The organism is Rhodococcus sp. EPR-134 (assembly GCF_001647205.1).
GTDB lineage: Bacteria > Actinomycetota > Actinomycetes > Mycobacteriales > Mycobacteriaceae > Rhodococcus_F > Rhodococcus_F qingshengii.
Genome location: NZ_LVCT01000163.1, coordinates 24,391 through 38,229, shown reverse-complemented (window position 1 = coordinate 38,229; position 13,839 = coordinate 24,391). Strand labels below are relative to the sequence as shown.

At 62.8% G+C, this 13,839-nt stretch carries 14 protein-coding genes; 7 read left to right on the top strand and 7 right to left on the bottom strand.

Annotated features, from left to right (window positions below; genetic code table 11):
- Positions 1–203, bottom strand: a 203-nt coding sequence (locus A2J01_RS07500) for a hypothetical protein (protein WP_064112431.1), incomplete at its 3' end; no start/stop codon positions are given.
- A 174-nt stretch (positions 204–377) separates the two neighbouring features.
- Here A2J01_RS07500 and A2J01_RS07495 point away from each other — a divergent pair.
- Entirely contained in the window at positions 378–812 is a 435-nt protein-coding gene (locus A2J01_RS07495) for a cupin (protein ID WP_003945598.1), read from the top strand.
- Here A2J01_RS07495 and A2J01_RS07490 read toward each other — a convergent pair.
- Positions 801–2,006 carry a cytochrome P450 gene (locus A2J01_RS07490; protein ID WP_064112430.1) on the bottom strand — a complete coding sequence of 402 codons (1,206 nt, stop codon included), beginning with the start codon at positions 2,004–2,006 and terminating at the stop codon, positions 801–803. The genes A2J01_RS07495 and A2J01_RS07490 overlap by 12 nt on opposite strands.
- Positions 2,007–2,145: 139 nt before the next feature.
- Here A2J01_RS07490 and A2J01_RS07485 point away from each other — a divergent pair, with 139 nt between their 5' ends.
- From A2J01_RS07485 to A2J01_RS07475, 3 genes are all read left to right on the top strand, one after another.
- Entirely contained in the window at positions 2,146–3,006 is an 861-nt protein-coding gene (locus tag A2J01_RS07485; RefSeq protein WP_064112429.1) for an SDR family oxidoreductase, read from the top strand.
- On the top strand, positions 3,003–3,731 hold the full coding sequence (locus tag A2J01_RS07480; protein WP_042920495.1) for an acetoacetate decarboxylase family protein: 729 nt from the start codon (positions 3,003–3,005) through the stop codon (positions 3,729–3,731). The genes A2J01_RS07485 and A2J01_RS07480 overlap by 4 nt, the downstream gene beginning before the upstream one ends.
- A gap of 95 nt (positions 3,732–3,826) precedes the next feature.
- Positions 3,827–5,884, top strand: a complete 2,058-nt coding sequence (locus A2J01_RS07475; RefSeq protein WP_064112428.1) for a neutral/alkaline ceramidase — start codon at positions 3,827–3,829, stop codon at positions 5,882–5,884.
- An 81-nt stretch (positions 5,885–5,965) separates the two neighbouring features.
- Here A2J01_RS07475 and A2J01_RS07470 read toward each other — a convergent pair whose 3' ends face one another.
- The gene (locus A2J01_RS07470; RefSeq protein WP_064112427.1) at positions 5,966–7,162 is read right to left on the bottom strand and encodes an MFS transporter; all 1,197 of its coding nucleotides are present in this window, start codon (positions 7,160–7,162) and stop codon (positions 5,966–5,968) included.
- Between the two features lie 143 nt (positions 7,163–7,305).
- Between A2J01_RS07470 and A2J01_RS07465 the strand changes: the two genes are divergently transcribed.
- Complete coding sequence (locus tag A2J01_RS07465; RefSeq protein WP_003945852.1) at positions 7,306–7,752, top strand: MarR family winged helix-turn-helix transcriptional regulator; 447 nt, start codon at positions 7,306–7,308, stop codon at positions 7,750–7,752.
- Here A2J01_RS07465 and thrS read toward each other — a convergent pair.
- On the bottom strand, positions 7,749–8,969 hold the full coding sequence (gene thrS, locus A2J01_RS07460; RefSeq protein ID WP_064112426.1) for a threonine--tRNA ligase: 1,221 nt from the start codon (positions 8,967–8,969) through the stop codon (positions 7,749–7,751). The genes A2J01_RS07465 and thrS overlap by 4 nt on opposite strands.
- A 330-nt stretch (positions 8,970–9,299) precedes the next feature.
- Here thrS and A2J01_RS07455 point away from each other — a divergent pair, with 330 nt between their 5' ends.
- Both A2J01_RS07455 and A2J01_RS36810 read left to right on the top strand, forming a co-directional pair.
- On the top strand, positions 9,300–10,574 hold the full coding sequence (locus tag A2J01_RS07455; protein WP_064112425.1) for a DUF445 domain-containing protein: 1,275 nt from the start codon (positions 9,300–9,302) through the stop codon (positions 10,572–10,574).
- A gap of 2 nt (positions 10,575–10,576) precedes the next feature.
- Positions 10,577–11,401 carry an Abi-alpha family protein gene (locus A2J01_RS36810; RefSeq protein WP_007734103.1) on the top strand — a complete coding sequence of 275 codons (825 nt, stop codon included), beginning with the start codon at positions 10,577–10,579 and terminating at the stop codon, positions 11,399–11,401.
- A gap of 67 nt (positions 11,402–11,468) precedes the next feature.
- Here A2J01_RS36810 and hsaB read toward each other — a convergent pair whose 3' ends face one another.
- Genes hsaB through hsaD form a run of 3 tightly spaced genes read right to left on the bottom strand, consistent with a single transcriptional unit; the run spans position 11,469 to position 13,830 of the window.
- Complete coding sequence (hsaB, locus tag A2J01_RS07445) at positions 11,469–12,053, bottom strand: 3-hydroxy-9,10-secoandrosta-1,3,5(10)-triene-9,17-dione monooxygenase reductase subunit (RefSeq protein ID WP_003945677.1); 585 nt, start codon at positions 12,051–12,053, stop codon at positions 11,469–11,471.
- Positions 12,050–12,952, bottom strand: a complete 903-nt coding sequence (hsaC, locus tag A2J01_RS07440; RefSeq protein WP_003945585.1) for an iron-dependent extradiol dioxygenase HsaC — start codon at positions 12,950–12,952, stop codon at positions 12,050–12,052. The genes hsaB and hsaC overlap by 4 nt, the downstream gene beginning before the upstream one ends.
- Positions 12,952–13,830, bottom strand: coding sequence for a 4,5:9,10-diseco-3-hydroxy-5,9,17-trioxoandrosta-1(10),2-diene-4-oate hydrolase (hsaD, locus tag A2J01_RS07435; protein WP_003945808.1), 879 nt, complete (start codon positions 13,828–13,830; stop codon positions 12,952–12,954). The genes hsaC and hsaD overlap by 1 nt, the downstream gene beginning before the upstream one ends.
- Positions 13,831–13,839 lie beyond the last annotated feature (9 nt).

Here is a 13,839-nt window from a genome sequence, read left to right as displayed (position 1 = left end):
AGCGTCCAACGCAGCATCGTGCTGTTTCCGACCGCCTCGATGTCGAATCGGATGACGGCGTCGGGTCGGTCCGGCCAGATCGACGACCAGATCACCAACTCCGGTTCTTCAGCCCTGACGATCTCCGGTGCGATCTCGCTCTCGAGAAGTTCCAGCCAGTGCCGGGCGGGCTGGCGGTACGGATCGATCAATGCCTCGAACATGAAGCGCAGGCGGCGGCTGGCTCCGGCGCCTCGTCGCGACTTGCTGCATGACACGAGCGTAACCGCCTCTCAAGGGCATACCTCTGCCGTCACCCTGCAAGATCCACGAAAACCGGGATAAATCGGACACTGTCGGAGGACACTCAGGAGCACATCCGTCTGGGAGGGCCGCTCATGCGTAAACGCCATCAGGTTCTGCTTGCAGTGTCCGCAGCGATCGGACTGTCGCTGACGCCGATCAATGCGTCGGCAACACCGAGCACGGGAGTACACGGAGAAATCCTCGGGCAGGTGACTTTCGACGGCAAGGACTACATCCTGCGCCAGATCACCATCGACCCCGGCGGTTCCACCGGTTGGCACTTCCACGACGGGACGCTCTACGCGCTGATCGCGCAGGGCACGTTGAGCCACTACCGATCCGATTGCTCCGTCGACGGGATCTACAGCGCCGGAAATACTTTGATCGAACCGAGCGGTTCAGATCATGTGCACATCGGAAACAACTCGCAGACAACACCATTGGTGCTCGAGGTCGTCTACGTCAATCCGGCGGGCAGCCCCCTCTCCGAAGATGCTGCGCCTCCTAACTGCCAACTACCCGGCTGACGGGGCAGAAGAGTTAAACCGCACCGGCATCGATTCGAGCCCGGACACGAAGTTGGCCGCACGCCGCTGCAACGGCGCGTCGGTGGCAAGTTCCATGTCCGGCAGCCTGGCGAAGAGTTGCTCGAACATGATCCGTCCCTCCAACCTGGCCAGCTGATTGCCCAGACAGAAATGAGTTCCGAAGCCGAAGGCCACGTGCGGATTCGGTGTGCGGCCGACATCGAACCGTTCGGCGTTCAGGAACACGGACTCGTCGAAATTTGCCGATTCGAAGAGCAGCAGCATCTTCTCACCTGCCTTCAGCTGCGCGCCGAAGAAATCGGTGTCACGGGTCAGGGTTCGAGCCATGTTCTTGATCGGCGAGGACCACCGCAGCATCTCCTCCATTGCCAAGGGAATGGCATCGGGATCGTCGACTAGCTCCCGGCGCTGGTCCGGATGGCGCAGTAGCTGTTCCATGCCGCCGCTGAGCACGTGCCGTGTGGTCTCGTCACCGCCGATCAGGATCAGCAGGGATTCGTTGACGATTTCCTGATCGGAGAGGGCTTCGCCGTCGACCGCACTGTGAATCAACGTGCTCACCAAATCGTCGGCCGGGTCGCTCCTCCGCTCGGCGATGGTTCGCATCATGTACGCGGTGAAATCGACGTACGCAACCATCATGGCCTGCAGTTGATCCTGGGAAGCGTTGCTTCCCAATGCCTTCACCAGATCCTCCGACCACCGCAGAAACAACGCGCGTTCCTCCGGACGGACACCCAACATGTCGCCGATGACGGCCATCGGCAGCGGTGCCGCCAGGTCTGCGACGAAGTCGGCTTCTCCTTTCTCACAGACGGCGTCGATCAGTTGATCGCAGATCTCCCGGATACGGCCGGCCTTGGCTTCGACCTTCTTACGTGTGAAACCCGCATTGACCAAGCGTCGACGTGTGAGGTGCTGCGGGTCGTCCATGTCGATCATCTGCGGCAATGGACCGGTTTCGGGGCGGATGCCACCGGCGTTGGAGAACAGTTCGGGATCCCGCTCGGCTGCGACGACGGCGTCGTAACTCGCGGCCGCGGTGATTCCGTTGGCGTCGTCTCGGTACACGGGCTCGTGATCACGCATCCAGGCGTATGCGTCGCGCACATTCCCGAGGTCTCCGCTGTAGAAGCGTCCGTCGATCAAATCGAAGGTCGGTCTGGTAGCCATCACTCCACCTCTCGCACAACCCTTGCCTCAATAAGTAGAACCTGTTCCTATATAGCGTGGGGCGTTTTCACCGAAGCCGGACCGGAAAACCTCCAGAAGCAGCACGCGAGCCCGCCGGAGCAACGACCAGGAGACACGCATGGACGACGACACCGCCTCAGCGGGCATACCCACTTTCACCGGCACATCGATACTGGTGACCGGCGGCGGTAGTGGCATCGGCCTGGGCATCGCTCGTTCGCTGGTTGGGTCCGGCGCTCACGTCACGATCTGCGGACGCAACAAGGAGAAACTCGATGCTGCCGCCGAATCGATCCGGCAGTCGAGTCCGGAAGGATCGGTCAGCGTCTCCCCCGCCGACGTCACGATCGAGACAGACGTCGTCGCCGCCGTCGCCGCGGCGGTGTCCGTCACCGGAAAGCTCGACGGAGTCGTGGCCTGCGCCGGCGGGAACGAAACCATCGCACCGGTCACGCAACTCGACGTCGACGCCTGGCGCCGCACCGTCGACCTCAACGTCACGGGGACCATGCTGACGATCAAGCACGGCGCGCGGGCACTGGTGGCAGGAGGCGGTGGATCCATCGTCGCGATCTCGTCGATCGCCAGCAGCAACACACATCGCTGGTTCGGCGCGTACGGCGTCTCGAAGTCCGGCGTCGACCACCTGGTGCAATTGGCGGCAGACGAACTGGGCGCCAGCAACATTCGTGTCAATGCGATCCGGCCGGGTCTGACCCGAACGGATCTGGTCGCGCTCATCACCGACGGTGGCCCCATCCTGGACGACTACCTGGCCAACACGCCGCTCGAACGCGTCGGCGAGGTCGAGGACGTCGCCGGACTCGCTTCTTTCCTACTCGGACCGCAATCCACCTGGATCACCGGGCAGATCATCAACGTCGACGGAGGCCAAATGCTGCGCCGCGGACCGGATTTCCGCTCGATGCTCGAACCCGTCTACGGCTCCGACGGACTCCGTGGGGTGGTAGCGCCATGAGCTACACGATTCTGGGCAAGAGGGTCGAGATGCCCGTCGAAGTTCGCACCGCGTCGGCCTTCATGGCGTTGTACTCGGTACCGAGCACAACCGCGCAGTCGATCATCGACTACACCGGCTTGACCGTGCTCCAGTACCGCCCCGGCCGGGCGCTGTGCGGCCTGGTTTTTGTCGACTACATCGACGGGGATCTGGGGCCGTACAACGAATTCGGAGTGACGTACATGGTGCGCAGCCACACTGCGCCTCCCGAAACCTCGGTGCTGGGAGATCTACGTTCGCTCGCTGCCGGAACTGCAGGGGCACTCATTCACGAGTTGCCGGTGGACGGCGAGTTCACCAAGGCCGCCGGCCGGGAAATCTGGGGATTCCCGAAGGTGCTCGCCGAGTTCGACACCGAGCACGTCGGCTCGGTCAAGCGCGGATCGGTCTCGCGCGACGGCAAACTCATCACACAGTTGAGTGTGAAATCCGGCGTCAGCGTGCCGGGCGGCGGAGCCAACATGTCGTTGGCCGCGTACTCACATCTCGACGGCGCCACCAGGTGCACGTCGTGGGACATGGCACCGACCGGCGTCAAATCGCGCCCTGGTGGAGCCGAGGTTCAACTGGGCAGTCACCCGATGGCGGCGGAGCTTCGGAAACTGGGACTCCCCCGCCGGGCCCTGATGACCACGACCATCAAGAACCTGGCGATGACGTTCGGGGAGGCCACAACAATCTGAGTGTCGGCCGACGGCACCCCTTTCGGTCACGTGTGACTCGGGCTACACTCCTGGACGGTTGACCAACTCGCGTCAGACCGCCCGAAAGGACACTCGTGCAGATCACCCGACGCACCGTACTGGCAGGCGCTGCCGCCGCACCTGCGCTCGCCGCTCTGTCGACGAACCAGGCCGTCGCAGCTTCGCCGGCACGCACCGTTTCACCCGCACGCACCGACAAGTCGTCGGCGTCACTGCAGGTGGGCGTCGGAATTTCCGACGTGACCGGACCGGTCGCCGAAGTCGGCATGATGGGCTACTCGAGCTTCGATCAACGCGCCGAAGGCCTGCACCAGCGAATGCGCGCACGCGCCTTCATCTTCGAGTCCGGCGGGTCGCGGGTCGCCTACGTGTGCGTCGACAACTGCATGATCTTCCAGTCCGTTCACGACGAGGTCCTGCGCCGACTGGCCGGGAGGTTCGGTGACATCTACACCGAACGCAACGTCATGTTGACGGCCATCCATTCACACGCGGCATGTGGTGGGGCCTCGCACAACTACGCGTACAACCTCGCAGTTCTCGGCTTCGAACTGCAGGTGTTCGAAGCCGAGGTCAACGGCATGGTCGAGGCGATCAGCGCTGCGCACGAGAACCTGGCGCCAGGCACGGTCCGTTTCGGGCGGTCCGATCTCACCGACGCCAGCGTCAACCGATCGCGAGTGGCGTTCGACCTCAACCCCGAAGAGGACAAGGCCTACTACCCCGGTGGCAACGACCACCACATGCGTGTCATGCGTATCAGTCGGGGCAGCAAGGACATCGGAGCGATCAACTGGTTCGCCACCCACTGCGCCTCGCTTACGAACGAGAACCATCTCATCTCCGGGGACAACAAGGGCGCCGCGGCGTACTTCTGGGAGCACGACGACCAGGGCGTGCGCTACCTCGACGGCGACACCAGCTTCATTGCTGCGTTTCCGCAGACCAACAGCGGCGACATGTCACCCAACCTCTTCCTCGAGCCCGGACGCGGACCGACCGAAGACGAATTCGAGAACGCACGCATCATCGGGCTGCGCCAGGTAGCGGCAGCTCGAACTGCCTTCGACGCGGCGTCCGACACCGTCACCGGTGGCGTCGACAGTCGGATCATGTACCTGGACATGGCAAATCAGGTGGTGAGCGGAAGATTCACCCCCGACGGACGCGAGCACCGCACCGCTCCGGCCGCGATCGGCGCGGCAATGAGCGCCGGAAGCGTCGAGGACGGACCGGCAATCCCGATCTTCCCCGAGGGCACCCGAAACCCCATGATCGACGCCCTGGGCGGTATGGATGCTCCTGTGCCTCAATGGCTTCAGGATGCACAGGCGCCCAAACTCGTAGTCGTTCCGGTCGGCCTGCTGCCACCGGGAGGATGGGTGCCGAACGTACTCAAGATCCAGATCCTGCGGATCGGTCAGTTCTACATCGTCGGTGGCCCTGCGGAATTCACCATCGTCTCCGGATTACGAGTGCGTCGAACCGTCGCCGAGGAGCTTGGAATTCCGCTCGAGAACGTCATCTTCCAGGGCTACGCGAACTCGTACTCGAGCTACTGCACCACGCCACAGGAATACGATTCGCAGCAGTACGAGGGCGGTTCGACGATGTTCGGTCGTTACACACTGCCGGCCTATCAGCAGGGGTATGCCGCCCTTGCAGCCGCGATGCGCGACGGCACCGAACCTCCTCGCGGCCCCGCTCCGGCCGACCTGTCCGGGTTCCAACCCAGCTTCGGACCTGGCGTCGACTTCGACGAGCCCTTGCCGGGAACACAATTCGGCGATGCGACCGTCCAGCCCGGCGACAGCTCACCGGGTGCGCAGGTTGCCGTCGAGTTCGTCACCGGCCACCCCAAGAACGACACTCACCGAAACGGGACCTTCTACGAGATCCAGCGCAATACCGGCGGATCCTGGACACGGGTCGCCGACGACAACGACTGGTCCACCAAACTGCACTGGCGCCGGGTCGGGAGCAACGGTTCCGTCGTGCGCATCACGTGGGATGTTCCGGCCGATACTCCGGCGGGTACGTATCGAGTCCAACACTTCGGTGCGTCGAAGGCTCGGGGTAGCGGCGCGATCACGCCCTTCTCCGGGTTGACGTCCGAATTCCGCCTCACCTGACCCGCGTGAACGTATCGCTCCCCTTGTTGGACAAGGGGAGCGATACGTTCACGCGATGGGGTCAGAGCGCAATGGCCAGGTTCAGGCGGCGGTCGGGTGCAGCGAGGTGCTCATCGTCGACTGCTCTGACGCTGCCGGGCGGTCGATCTTCGCCGCGACGATCAGGACCAGCAGACCGGCGACGGTGACCGCCGCCCCCATCCAGATCGGGGAGGTGAAGCCGAGTCCCGCGGCGATGGTGATTCCGCCCAGCCATGCCCCGAGCGCGTTGCCGACGTTGAAGGCGGCAATATTTGCACCCGACGCCATGGTCGGTGCGGCCGACGCGTAGTTCATGATCCGCATCTGCAACCCGGGCACCGTCGCAAAACCGAAGGCGCCCATGAAGAACAGTGAGATCACGGTCATGACCTTGCTCTCGGCGGTGGCGGCGAACACGATCAGAACGACGGTCAGGATCGCGAGAATCCAGACCAGCGACTTCGTCAGCGAGCGGTCGGCCGCCCTGGCGCCGAGGAAGTTACCGACGAACAGGCCCGAGCCGAAGAGGATGAGCAGCCACGGAACGCTGGACGTCGCGAAGCCGGTGACCTCGGTGAGGGTGAAGGCGATGTAGGTGAAGGCTCCGAACATTCCGCCGTAGCCGAGGATGGTGATGGCGATCGAGAGCCATACCTGCTTGTTGCGGAATGCCCCCAACTCTCCGCGCAATCCGCCACCGGTCGTGCTGGCGGGCGTCGTCGGGACGAGTGCTGCAATTCCGATCAGTGCGATGACGCCGATGACGGTGATGGCCCAGAACGTCGAGCGCCATCCGAGTTGCTGGCCCAGCAGCGTGCCGAACGGAACGCCGAGAACGTTGGCGATGGTCAGGCCCGCGAACATCATCGCGATGGCGCCGGCGCGCTTGTTGGGCGCGACCATGTCGGCGGCAACCACCGAGCCGATTCCGAAGAACGCACCGTGGCACAGCGCCGCGACGATGCGTCCGCCCATCATGACCTCGTAGGAGGGAGCGAGCGCGGACATCAGGTTGCCGATGATGAACAGCACCATGAGCGAGAGAAGGACCTTCTTGCGCTCGAAGCGGGTGACGGCAGCGGTCAGGAGGATCGCGCCGATCGCCACCGACAGTGCGTAGCCCGAGATCAGGTAGCCCGCGACGGACTCGGTGACCTCGAAATCAGCCGAGACCTCGGGCAGGAGGCCCATGATGACAAATTCGGTGAGGCCGATCCCGAACCCGCCCATAGCGAGGGCAATGAGACCCAATGGCATCTCGATGTTCCTTTCACAGATTTACGCGTAAGCCGTTAGCGGGCGTGTGCATTAGTTGCAGGCGCGCTATAAATAGTTGCACGCGCGCGCTACATGCGCAAGCTGGTAACCTGGAGTCGCAGGAAACGGACAAGGAGAATCACATGGGGATCGCCGACGACGCCGTCGAAATCCGTTCGCAAGGGTGGCGCACGCTCGCAGCACTGCACGGCGCCCTCGACACCGAACTGGAACGCGCGCTCCAGCGTGAGCACAAACTGTCCGTCGTCGAATACACCGTCCTCGACGCGTTGAGCCGCCAGGACGGCTGGCACATGCGGATGGCTCAGTTGGCTCGCGCTGCCGCACTGAGCAGCAGCGCCACGACGCGCTTGGTCAATCGACTCGAAGATCGAGGACTATTGACGCGCATCCTGTGCGCCGACGACCGTCGAGGCATCTACACCGAGCTGACGCCGGCCGGCCGCGAGCTTCTCGAAAGCGCACGGCCGACGCACGACGCCACCCTCGAGGCCGCGCTCGACGAGGCATGCAAGACACCCGAACTCGCGCCACTGGTGCGCGCCCTCCACGAGCTCCCCGTCGGCTAGAAGTCTGCCGGAAGCAGGGCACGCTCTTTGATGCCCGAGACCACCTGAGCGACAAACACACTCGCATCGACGACCACCCGCCCACCACGCGCGGGGACCAGAACGTCGACGGTGCCGCCGTGCACCTCGTTGTCCCCGATCACCGCGATGTACGGGTCACGGTGAGTGCGTGCCTCGCGGATGCGACGTCCCAACGATCCGTCAGGCGCGATCGCCACTCGAACATCGCGAGCCTCGAGATCGGCCCGCAAACGCTCGGCCTCAACCTGGTGCCGGTCGCCGACGGGCAGAATCGAGACTTGGTTGGGTGCCAGCCACGGCGGCATCCGCCCTTCGAACCTTTCGATCAAAAGCGCAGTCATGCGTTCCATCGACCCGAGCAAGCCCCGATGGATCATGACGGGGCGAACCTTGGATCCGTCCTCAGCGGTGTACTCGAGGTCGAACCGCTCCGGTTGATTGAAGTCGAGTTGCACGGTCGAGAGTGTTTCCTCGCGGCCGTGCGCGTCTCGCACCTGGACGTCGATCTTGGGACCGTAGAACGCTGCCTCCCCCTTCGCTTCCACGTACTCGATCGAGCGTGCATTCAGCGCCCCGCGAAGGTGATCCTCGGCGTCCGCCCACTGCTCGTCGGTGCCGAGGTACTGCCCCTCTCCCCCTCTGATCGAGAGGCGGTACTTCCGTTCGGCAATCCCCAGAGTCGAGTAGCAGCGCTCGATCGCGTCGAGCGCGACGATCACTTCCGCTTGCACTTGTTCACGACTACAGAAGACATGTGCGTCGTCGAGATTGATCTGCCGGACTCGACTCAATCCGCTGAGAACACCGGAGAGTTCGCTACGGAACATCGAGCCGAGTTCACGAACGCGGAAAGGTAGCTCGCGATAACTACGACCGCGAGCGGCGAATACCTGAGCGTGATGAGGACAGTTAGCCGGACGAAGGAGAAATGACTCTCCGCCTATCTTCATTTCGGGAAACATGTCGTCCGAGAACTTGGACCAATGCCCAGATCTCTCGTACAACTCTTTCTTCGCCATAACGGGGGTATAGACACCCCGGCATCCGGATCGCGCTGCTTGTTCGGCGGCGAGCTTTTCGAGTTCGTTCCTGATGATCGCGCCGTCCGGTAACCAGAGTGGGAGGCCGGCCCCGACGGTGGGGGTGGTGGCGAAAAACTCCAGGTCGCGCCCGAGTTCGCGGTGGTCAACGCTCATGAGAGCTCTCCAAATCGTTCAAGGGGAGACGCACACGGAGCGACGAAACAGGAAAGCCCCGGGGCGATAACTCCCGGGGCTGAAAGGGTTCGGTCAGCAGTTGCTAAACGATGCGCCGGAAGAGAACCGGCGTCGTCGTGTTGTGCGCAATACTGACCATGTACGTGAGGTTACATCAACTTCCGACCCACCTACAGCCCGAATTGTCGGGCCTCTATGCTGACGCAACTGGGAAGGCGCAGCAGTAGCCAACGAAACACCCACGAAGAGCGAAGTTTCGGCAATCATGTCCGAACGTGAGGTTCTCGGATATGAGGAGGATGTGCGACGGTGCCGGACCACTTGCTCGAACAGTTGATCACCATTCCTTTGTTCACGGGAATCATCGGGTACATCACCAATTGGTCGGGCGTCCTGATGCTTTTTGCGCCGATCAACTTCCAGGGGATCAAAGTGCCCGGCCTCAAACTGCTCTTCCCGTTCCTCCCCCGGCGCGTTCAGGTGATCCCCGCGATCACCAGCGACGGCAGATTCGGTTGGCAAGGCATCGTCCCCTCGCGGGCGGAGAAGATGGCGTCGATCGCCGTCGACAAATCCCTCGCGAAAGTCGGCAGCATCGCCGATTTCTATCGCGTCCTGGACCCGGACAGCATCGCCGAGCACTTGGTGAACATTTCTCGCAGTGAAGTGCGCGGCGTGGTCACCAGAATCATGACGGCCGAGAATCCTCAGCTCTGGCACAACCTTCCGACGTCGGTGAAGGAAGCCGTCTTCCGCAAGGTGGAGGACGATCTGCCGGCCAGCGTGCGCATGATCACCGACCGCATCGAAGAGGACATCGACGAGTTCATCGACGCGAAGCTGATGGTGATCCGCTACCTCTCCTCGCACCCCAAACTGCTCAACGACATCTTCCGCACGATGGGCAACAAAGAGCTCAGGTTCATGCAGAACTTCGGCTTCTACTTCGGGTTCCCGATGGGCTTCGTGCTCGTCGGAATCCTCCATCTGGTTCCGCAGTGGTGGGTGCTTCCCATCGGTGGCGTGATCATCGGGTACATCGTGAACTACCTCGGAATCACGATGATCTTCGAACCGATCACCCCCAGCCGTTGGGTGCCGTGGCGGCAGGGACTGTTCCTGAAACGCCGCACCGAGAGCATCGCCGGGTACGCAAAAACCCTCGCCGATCACGTCGTGACGCTCGAGAACATCGGCACCGAACTCCTCGAAGGTCCCCGCTCGGACCGAACGCGGCGGATGCTCGATCAGGTACTGCGCGAATCCGTCGACGACGCAGCCGGCTGGGCAAAGTCGGTGGTCAAGATGACCGTCGGTTCGCAGAGCTACAAGCGTCTGCCTGGACTGGCCACCACCGAAGTGCTCGACCTGTACCCCCGGGTCTTCGAGGATGCGGAGTTCGCCGAGAACCAGTCGGAGAAGATTCGTGTCTTCGTCACCGAACGCATGAGCATCCTTTCACCGGAAGATTTCAGCGAACTACTACGCTCAGCCGTCAAGCAGGACGAGTGGCTGTTGTTCGTACACGGGGCCGTGCTGGGCTCGTTTGCCGGTTTCCTACACCTCGCAATATTCGGAGTATGAGCATGAGTGAGCACGACCATCGCATGATCGTCGAAGCGGAATCGTACGACTGGGCTGCGGACATCGCGCCGGTCGAATCCGTCGAAAAGCGTCTGATCCGTAGCCTTGTCGGGCTTACCGCCACGACGACGCTCACGTCGATCAAGCTGACGGGTTGGGCTTTCGGAACGGCGAAGGAGGCGACGCGGCAGATCGTTCAGGCCGCCGCCGAAGCCGCGGCAGAGGCTGCAGAATCCGCCAACGTGCAATCCGAACGTCGGGCCGAGAACACCAACGGAGACGGCTCGCGGACGGAGAACCTGCGGGCAGCAATGGCAACTCGTACCAATCGCAAGCAGAGCGTGGAGGCCACTCTCGCGGCGCTGCGGGCACGTGGCGACAGGTTGCTGGACCGTTCCGCGGACGTGACCGATCGTGACGATCTGCACCCGGCCTACGACCGGATCCTCGACGAGATCGCACCCGACGAAGCTCGAATTCTTCGGTTGTTGGCCACCTCCGGTGCGCAACCGAGCGTGGACGTACGCACGGCGCGGCCGTTCGGTGTCGGCTCGGAGATGATCGACGAGGGTCTGTCGATGATCGGAGAACTGGCGGGCTGTCGACATCTGGACCGCATCAGCGCGTACCTGAACAACCTGCATCGGCTCGGTTTGGTGGCGTTCTCACGCGAGCCCGTCGAGGCCGACCGGTACCAGGTGGTCGAGGTGCAGCCATCGGTGATCGAGGCGGTCAAGCGCGCCGGCCGATCGAACAAGATAGTGCGTCGTAGCATCCTGTTGACGCCGTTCGGTGACGACTTCTGTCATACCTGTTTTTCTCTGTAGGGCCTCCGGCCCTGTGCGCCTTTTTGGTAGTTACCACTACCAAAAAGGCGCACAGGGGGCTTGCCCCCTACAGCCAGGTATCTTCTGTCGTGGTCGTCAGGAACGCTTCCAGATCGTCACGCCAGGTAGCCGGAACAGTCTTGTCCGGCTCGATGCCCGTGTACTGCCCGCGATAGAAGAGCAGCGGGCGTTCGGTCTTGATCTCACTCATCGACGACACCCGACCGAAGACGACGTAGTGATCGCCGCCGTCGTGGACGGTTTCCACCGTGCAGTCGATGTGTGCAAGGGACTTGTCGATGATCGGCGAGCCCAGAGGCGATGGCGTCCAATCGATGCCGGCGAACTTGTCCGGCTCACGTGACCCGAAACGAGCACACACCGCCTGCTGTTCCTCCGCCAACACGTTGACGGCGAACTTACCGGTCCGCTCGATTGCCGCCCACGACCGAGAACCCTTGGTGGGGCAGAACAACACCAAAGGCGGGTCGAGTGACAGGGCCGCGAAAGACTGACATGCGAACCCGACAGGCTCACCGTCGTCGACTGTCGTGATGATGGTGATACCCGTGCAGAATTGCCCGAGAACCGTGCGGAACTGGCGTGGATCGATCGCCTGCTCCGCACTCACCGACGCGTCGGGCGAACTCACGGCTTCATTCCCACCGTGAAGTCGTGACCCCACAGGCTCACGGCCGTGCTTTCCCTCGCGATCCAGTTTTCGTCCTCGACCTCTAGCCCCTCACAACCGAATTCGATGTCGAACCCGCCTGGAGTCTTCATGTAGAACGAGAGCATCTCGTCGTTGACGTGGCGACCGAGAGTCGCCGACATCTTGACCTTCTTGCGCAGTGCCCGGTCGAGGCACAGTCCGACGTCGTCGGAGTTCTCCACTTCGAGCATCAGGTGCACGATGCCCGTCGGGTTGGGCAACGGCAGGAACGCCAAGCTGTGGTGACGCGGGTTGCAGCCGAGGAACCTCAGCCACGCCGGGTCGCCGTCCGCGGGCCGGCCGACCATCTGCGGAGGCAGACGCATCGAGTCGCGAAGCTTGAATCCGAGTACGTCGCGGTAGAACCGCAGCGAAGCATCGTCGTCATCGGTGGTGAGCACGACGTGGCCGAGGCCCTGCTCACCCGTCACGAACCTGTGCCCGTACGGGCTCACGATCCGGCGGTGTTCGAGAGCAGCTCCGTGGAACACCTCGAGGGAGTTGCCCGAGGTGTCCTCGAACGCGATCATCTCGACGACGCGACGGTCCTTGAGCTGCTCCGCCGTGCCTTCCTTGAACGGAACACCGGCTGCCGACAACCTGTCACGGATATCCTGCAGCTCAGCGGCATTCGCGGTTTCCCAACCCGAGACGAGCAGACGGTCCGTGTCGTTCGGAACGATGACAAGACGCGCCGGGAAGTCGTCCATACGCAGATACAGCGATTCCGCGTCGACGCCCTTGCCCTCGATCATTCCGAGGATCTTGAGTCCGTATTCGCGCCACGCAGCCATGTCGGTGGCCCCGATGCGCATGTACGCCAGAGATCGAATACCCATCATTTACCTCCGTCGAGCAGGAAGTCGGTTGCGAGCCGGTTGAATTCGTCGAACTTCTCGAGCTGCGCCCAGTGACCGCAACCGCCGAAGACGTGGAGCTGCGCGCGCGGGATCATCTTGAGCGCGACCAGTGCGCCGTCGAGAGGGTTGACCCGATCCTCACGGCCCCAGATCAGCAACACACGCTGACGAAGCTTGTACGCCTCGCGCCAGAGCATGCCGAGCTCGAAGTCACCGCTGGAGAAGGACTTACCCATCGCCTTGGCCGCAGCCAGCGACTCGGGAGTGCTGGCGGCAGCAAAACGTTCGTCGACGAGTTCCGGCGTGATCAGCTTCTGATCGAAGACCATGATCCGCAGGAATGCTTCGAGGTTTTCTCGGGTGGGCTGGTAGCTGAACTTTCCGAGGTTCTTGACGCCCTCGGTGGGGTCCGGCGCAAACAGGTTGACACTCAGACCGCCGGGGCCCATCAGAACGAGGCGACCCGCACGGTCCGGGTAGTCGAGCGCAAAGCGAACAGCAGCGCCACCACCGAGCGAATTGCCCAGCAGATCAACGCGACCGGTGATCTCGAGCGTGTCCAGGAGATCATTGAGCGCCGACGCACTGTGCACGAAGTACTGCGGATGCTCCGTCGGCTTGTCGGACTGCCCGTAACCGGGCTGATCGACCGCGATGACGTGAAAGCTCTTCGCCAACACCGGAATGTTGCGGGCGAAGTTAGACCACGACGACGCGCCTGGGCCACCGCCGTGCAGCAGCACGATGGTCTTGTCGTTTCCGACGCCCGCCTCGTGGAAGTGCAGTTTCAGATCGGGGCGCACTTGCGCGAACCGTGAAGTGGACTCGTAGGTGAGGGCTTCTTCGGTGGTTGTCACTGAGCCTCC

Coding starts and splice junctions, on each gene's coding strand:
- A2J01_RS07490 (WP_064112430.1), bottom strand. CDS start 2,006: ATGGCTACCAGACCGACCTTCGATTTGATCGACGGACGCTTCTACAGC.
- thrS (WP_064112426.1), bottom strand. CDS start 8,969: ATGAGCGTTGACCACCGCGAACTCGGGCGCGACCTGGAGTTTTTCGCC.
- A2J01_RS07480 (WP_042920495.1), top strand. CDS start 3,003: ATGAGCTACACGATTCTGGGCAAGAGGGTCGAGATGCCCGTCGAAGTT.
- A2J01_RS36810 (WP_007734103.1), top strand. CDS start 10,577: ATGAGTGAGCACGACCATCGCATGATCGTCGAAGCGGAATCGTACGAC.
- hsaC (WP_003945585.1), bottom strand. CDS start 12,952: ATGGGTATTCGATCTCTGGCGTACATGCGCATCGGGGCCACCGACATG.
- A2J01_RS07485 (WP_064112429.1), top strand. CDS start 2,146: ATGGACGACGACACCGCCTCAGCGGGCATACCCACTTTCACCGGCACA.
- A2J01_RS07495 (WP_003945598.1), top strand. CDS start 378: ATGCGTAAACGCCATCAGGTTCTGCTTGCAGTGTCCGCAGCGATCGGA.
- A2J01_RS07470 (WP_064112427.1), bottom strand. CDS start 7,162: ATGCCATTGGGTCTCATTGCCCTCGCTATGGGCGGGTTCGGGATCGGC.
- A2J01_RS07465 (WP_003945852.1), top strand. CDS start 7,306: ATGGGGATCGCCGACGACGCCGTCGAAATCCGTTCGCAAGGGTGGCGC.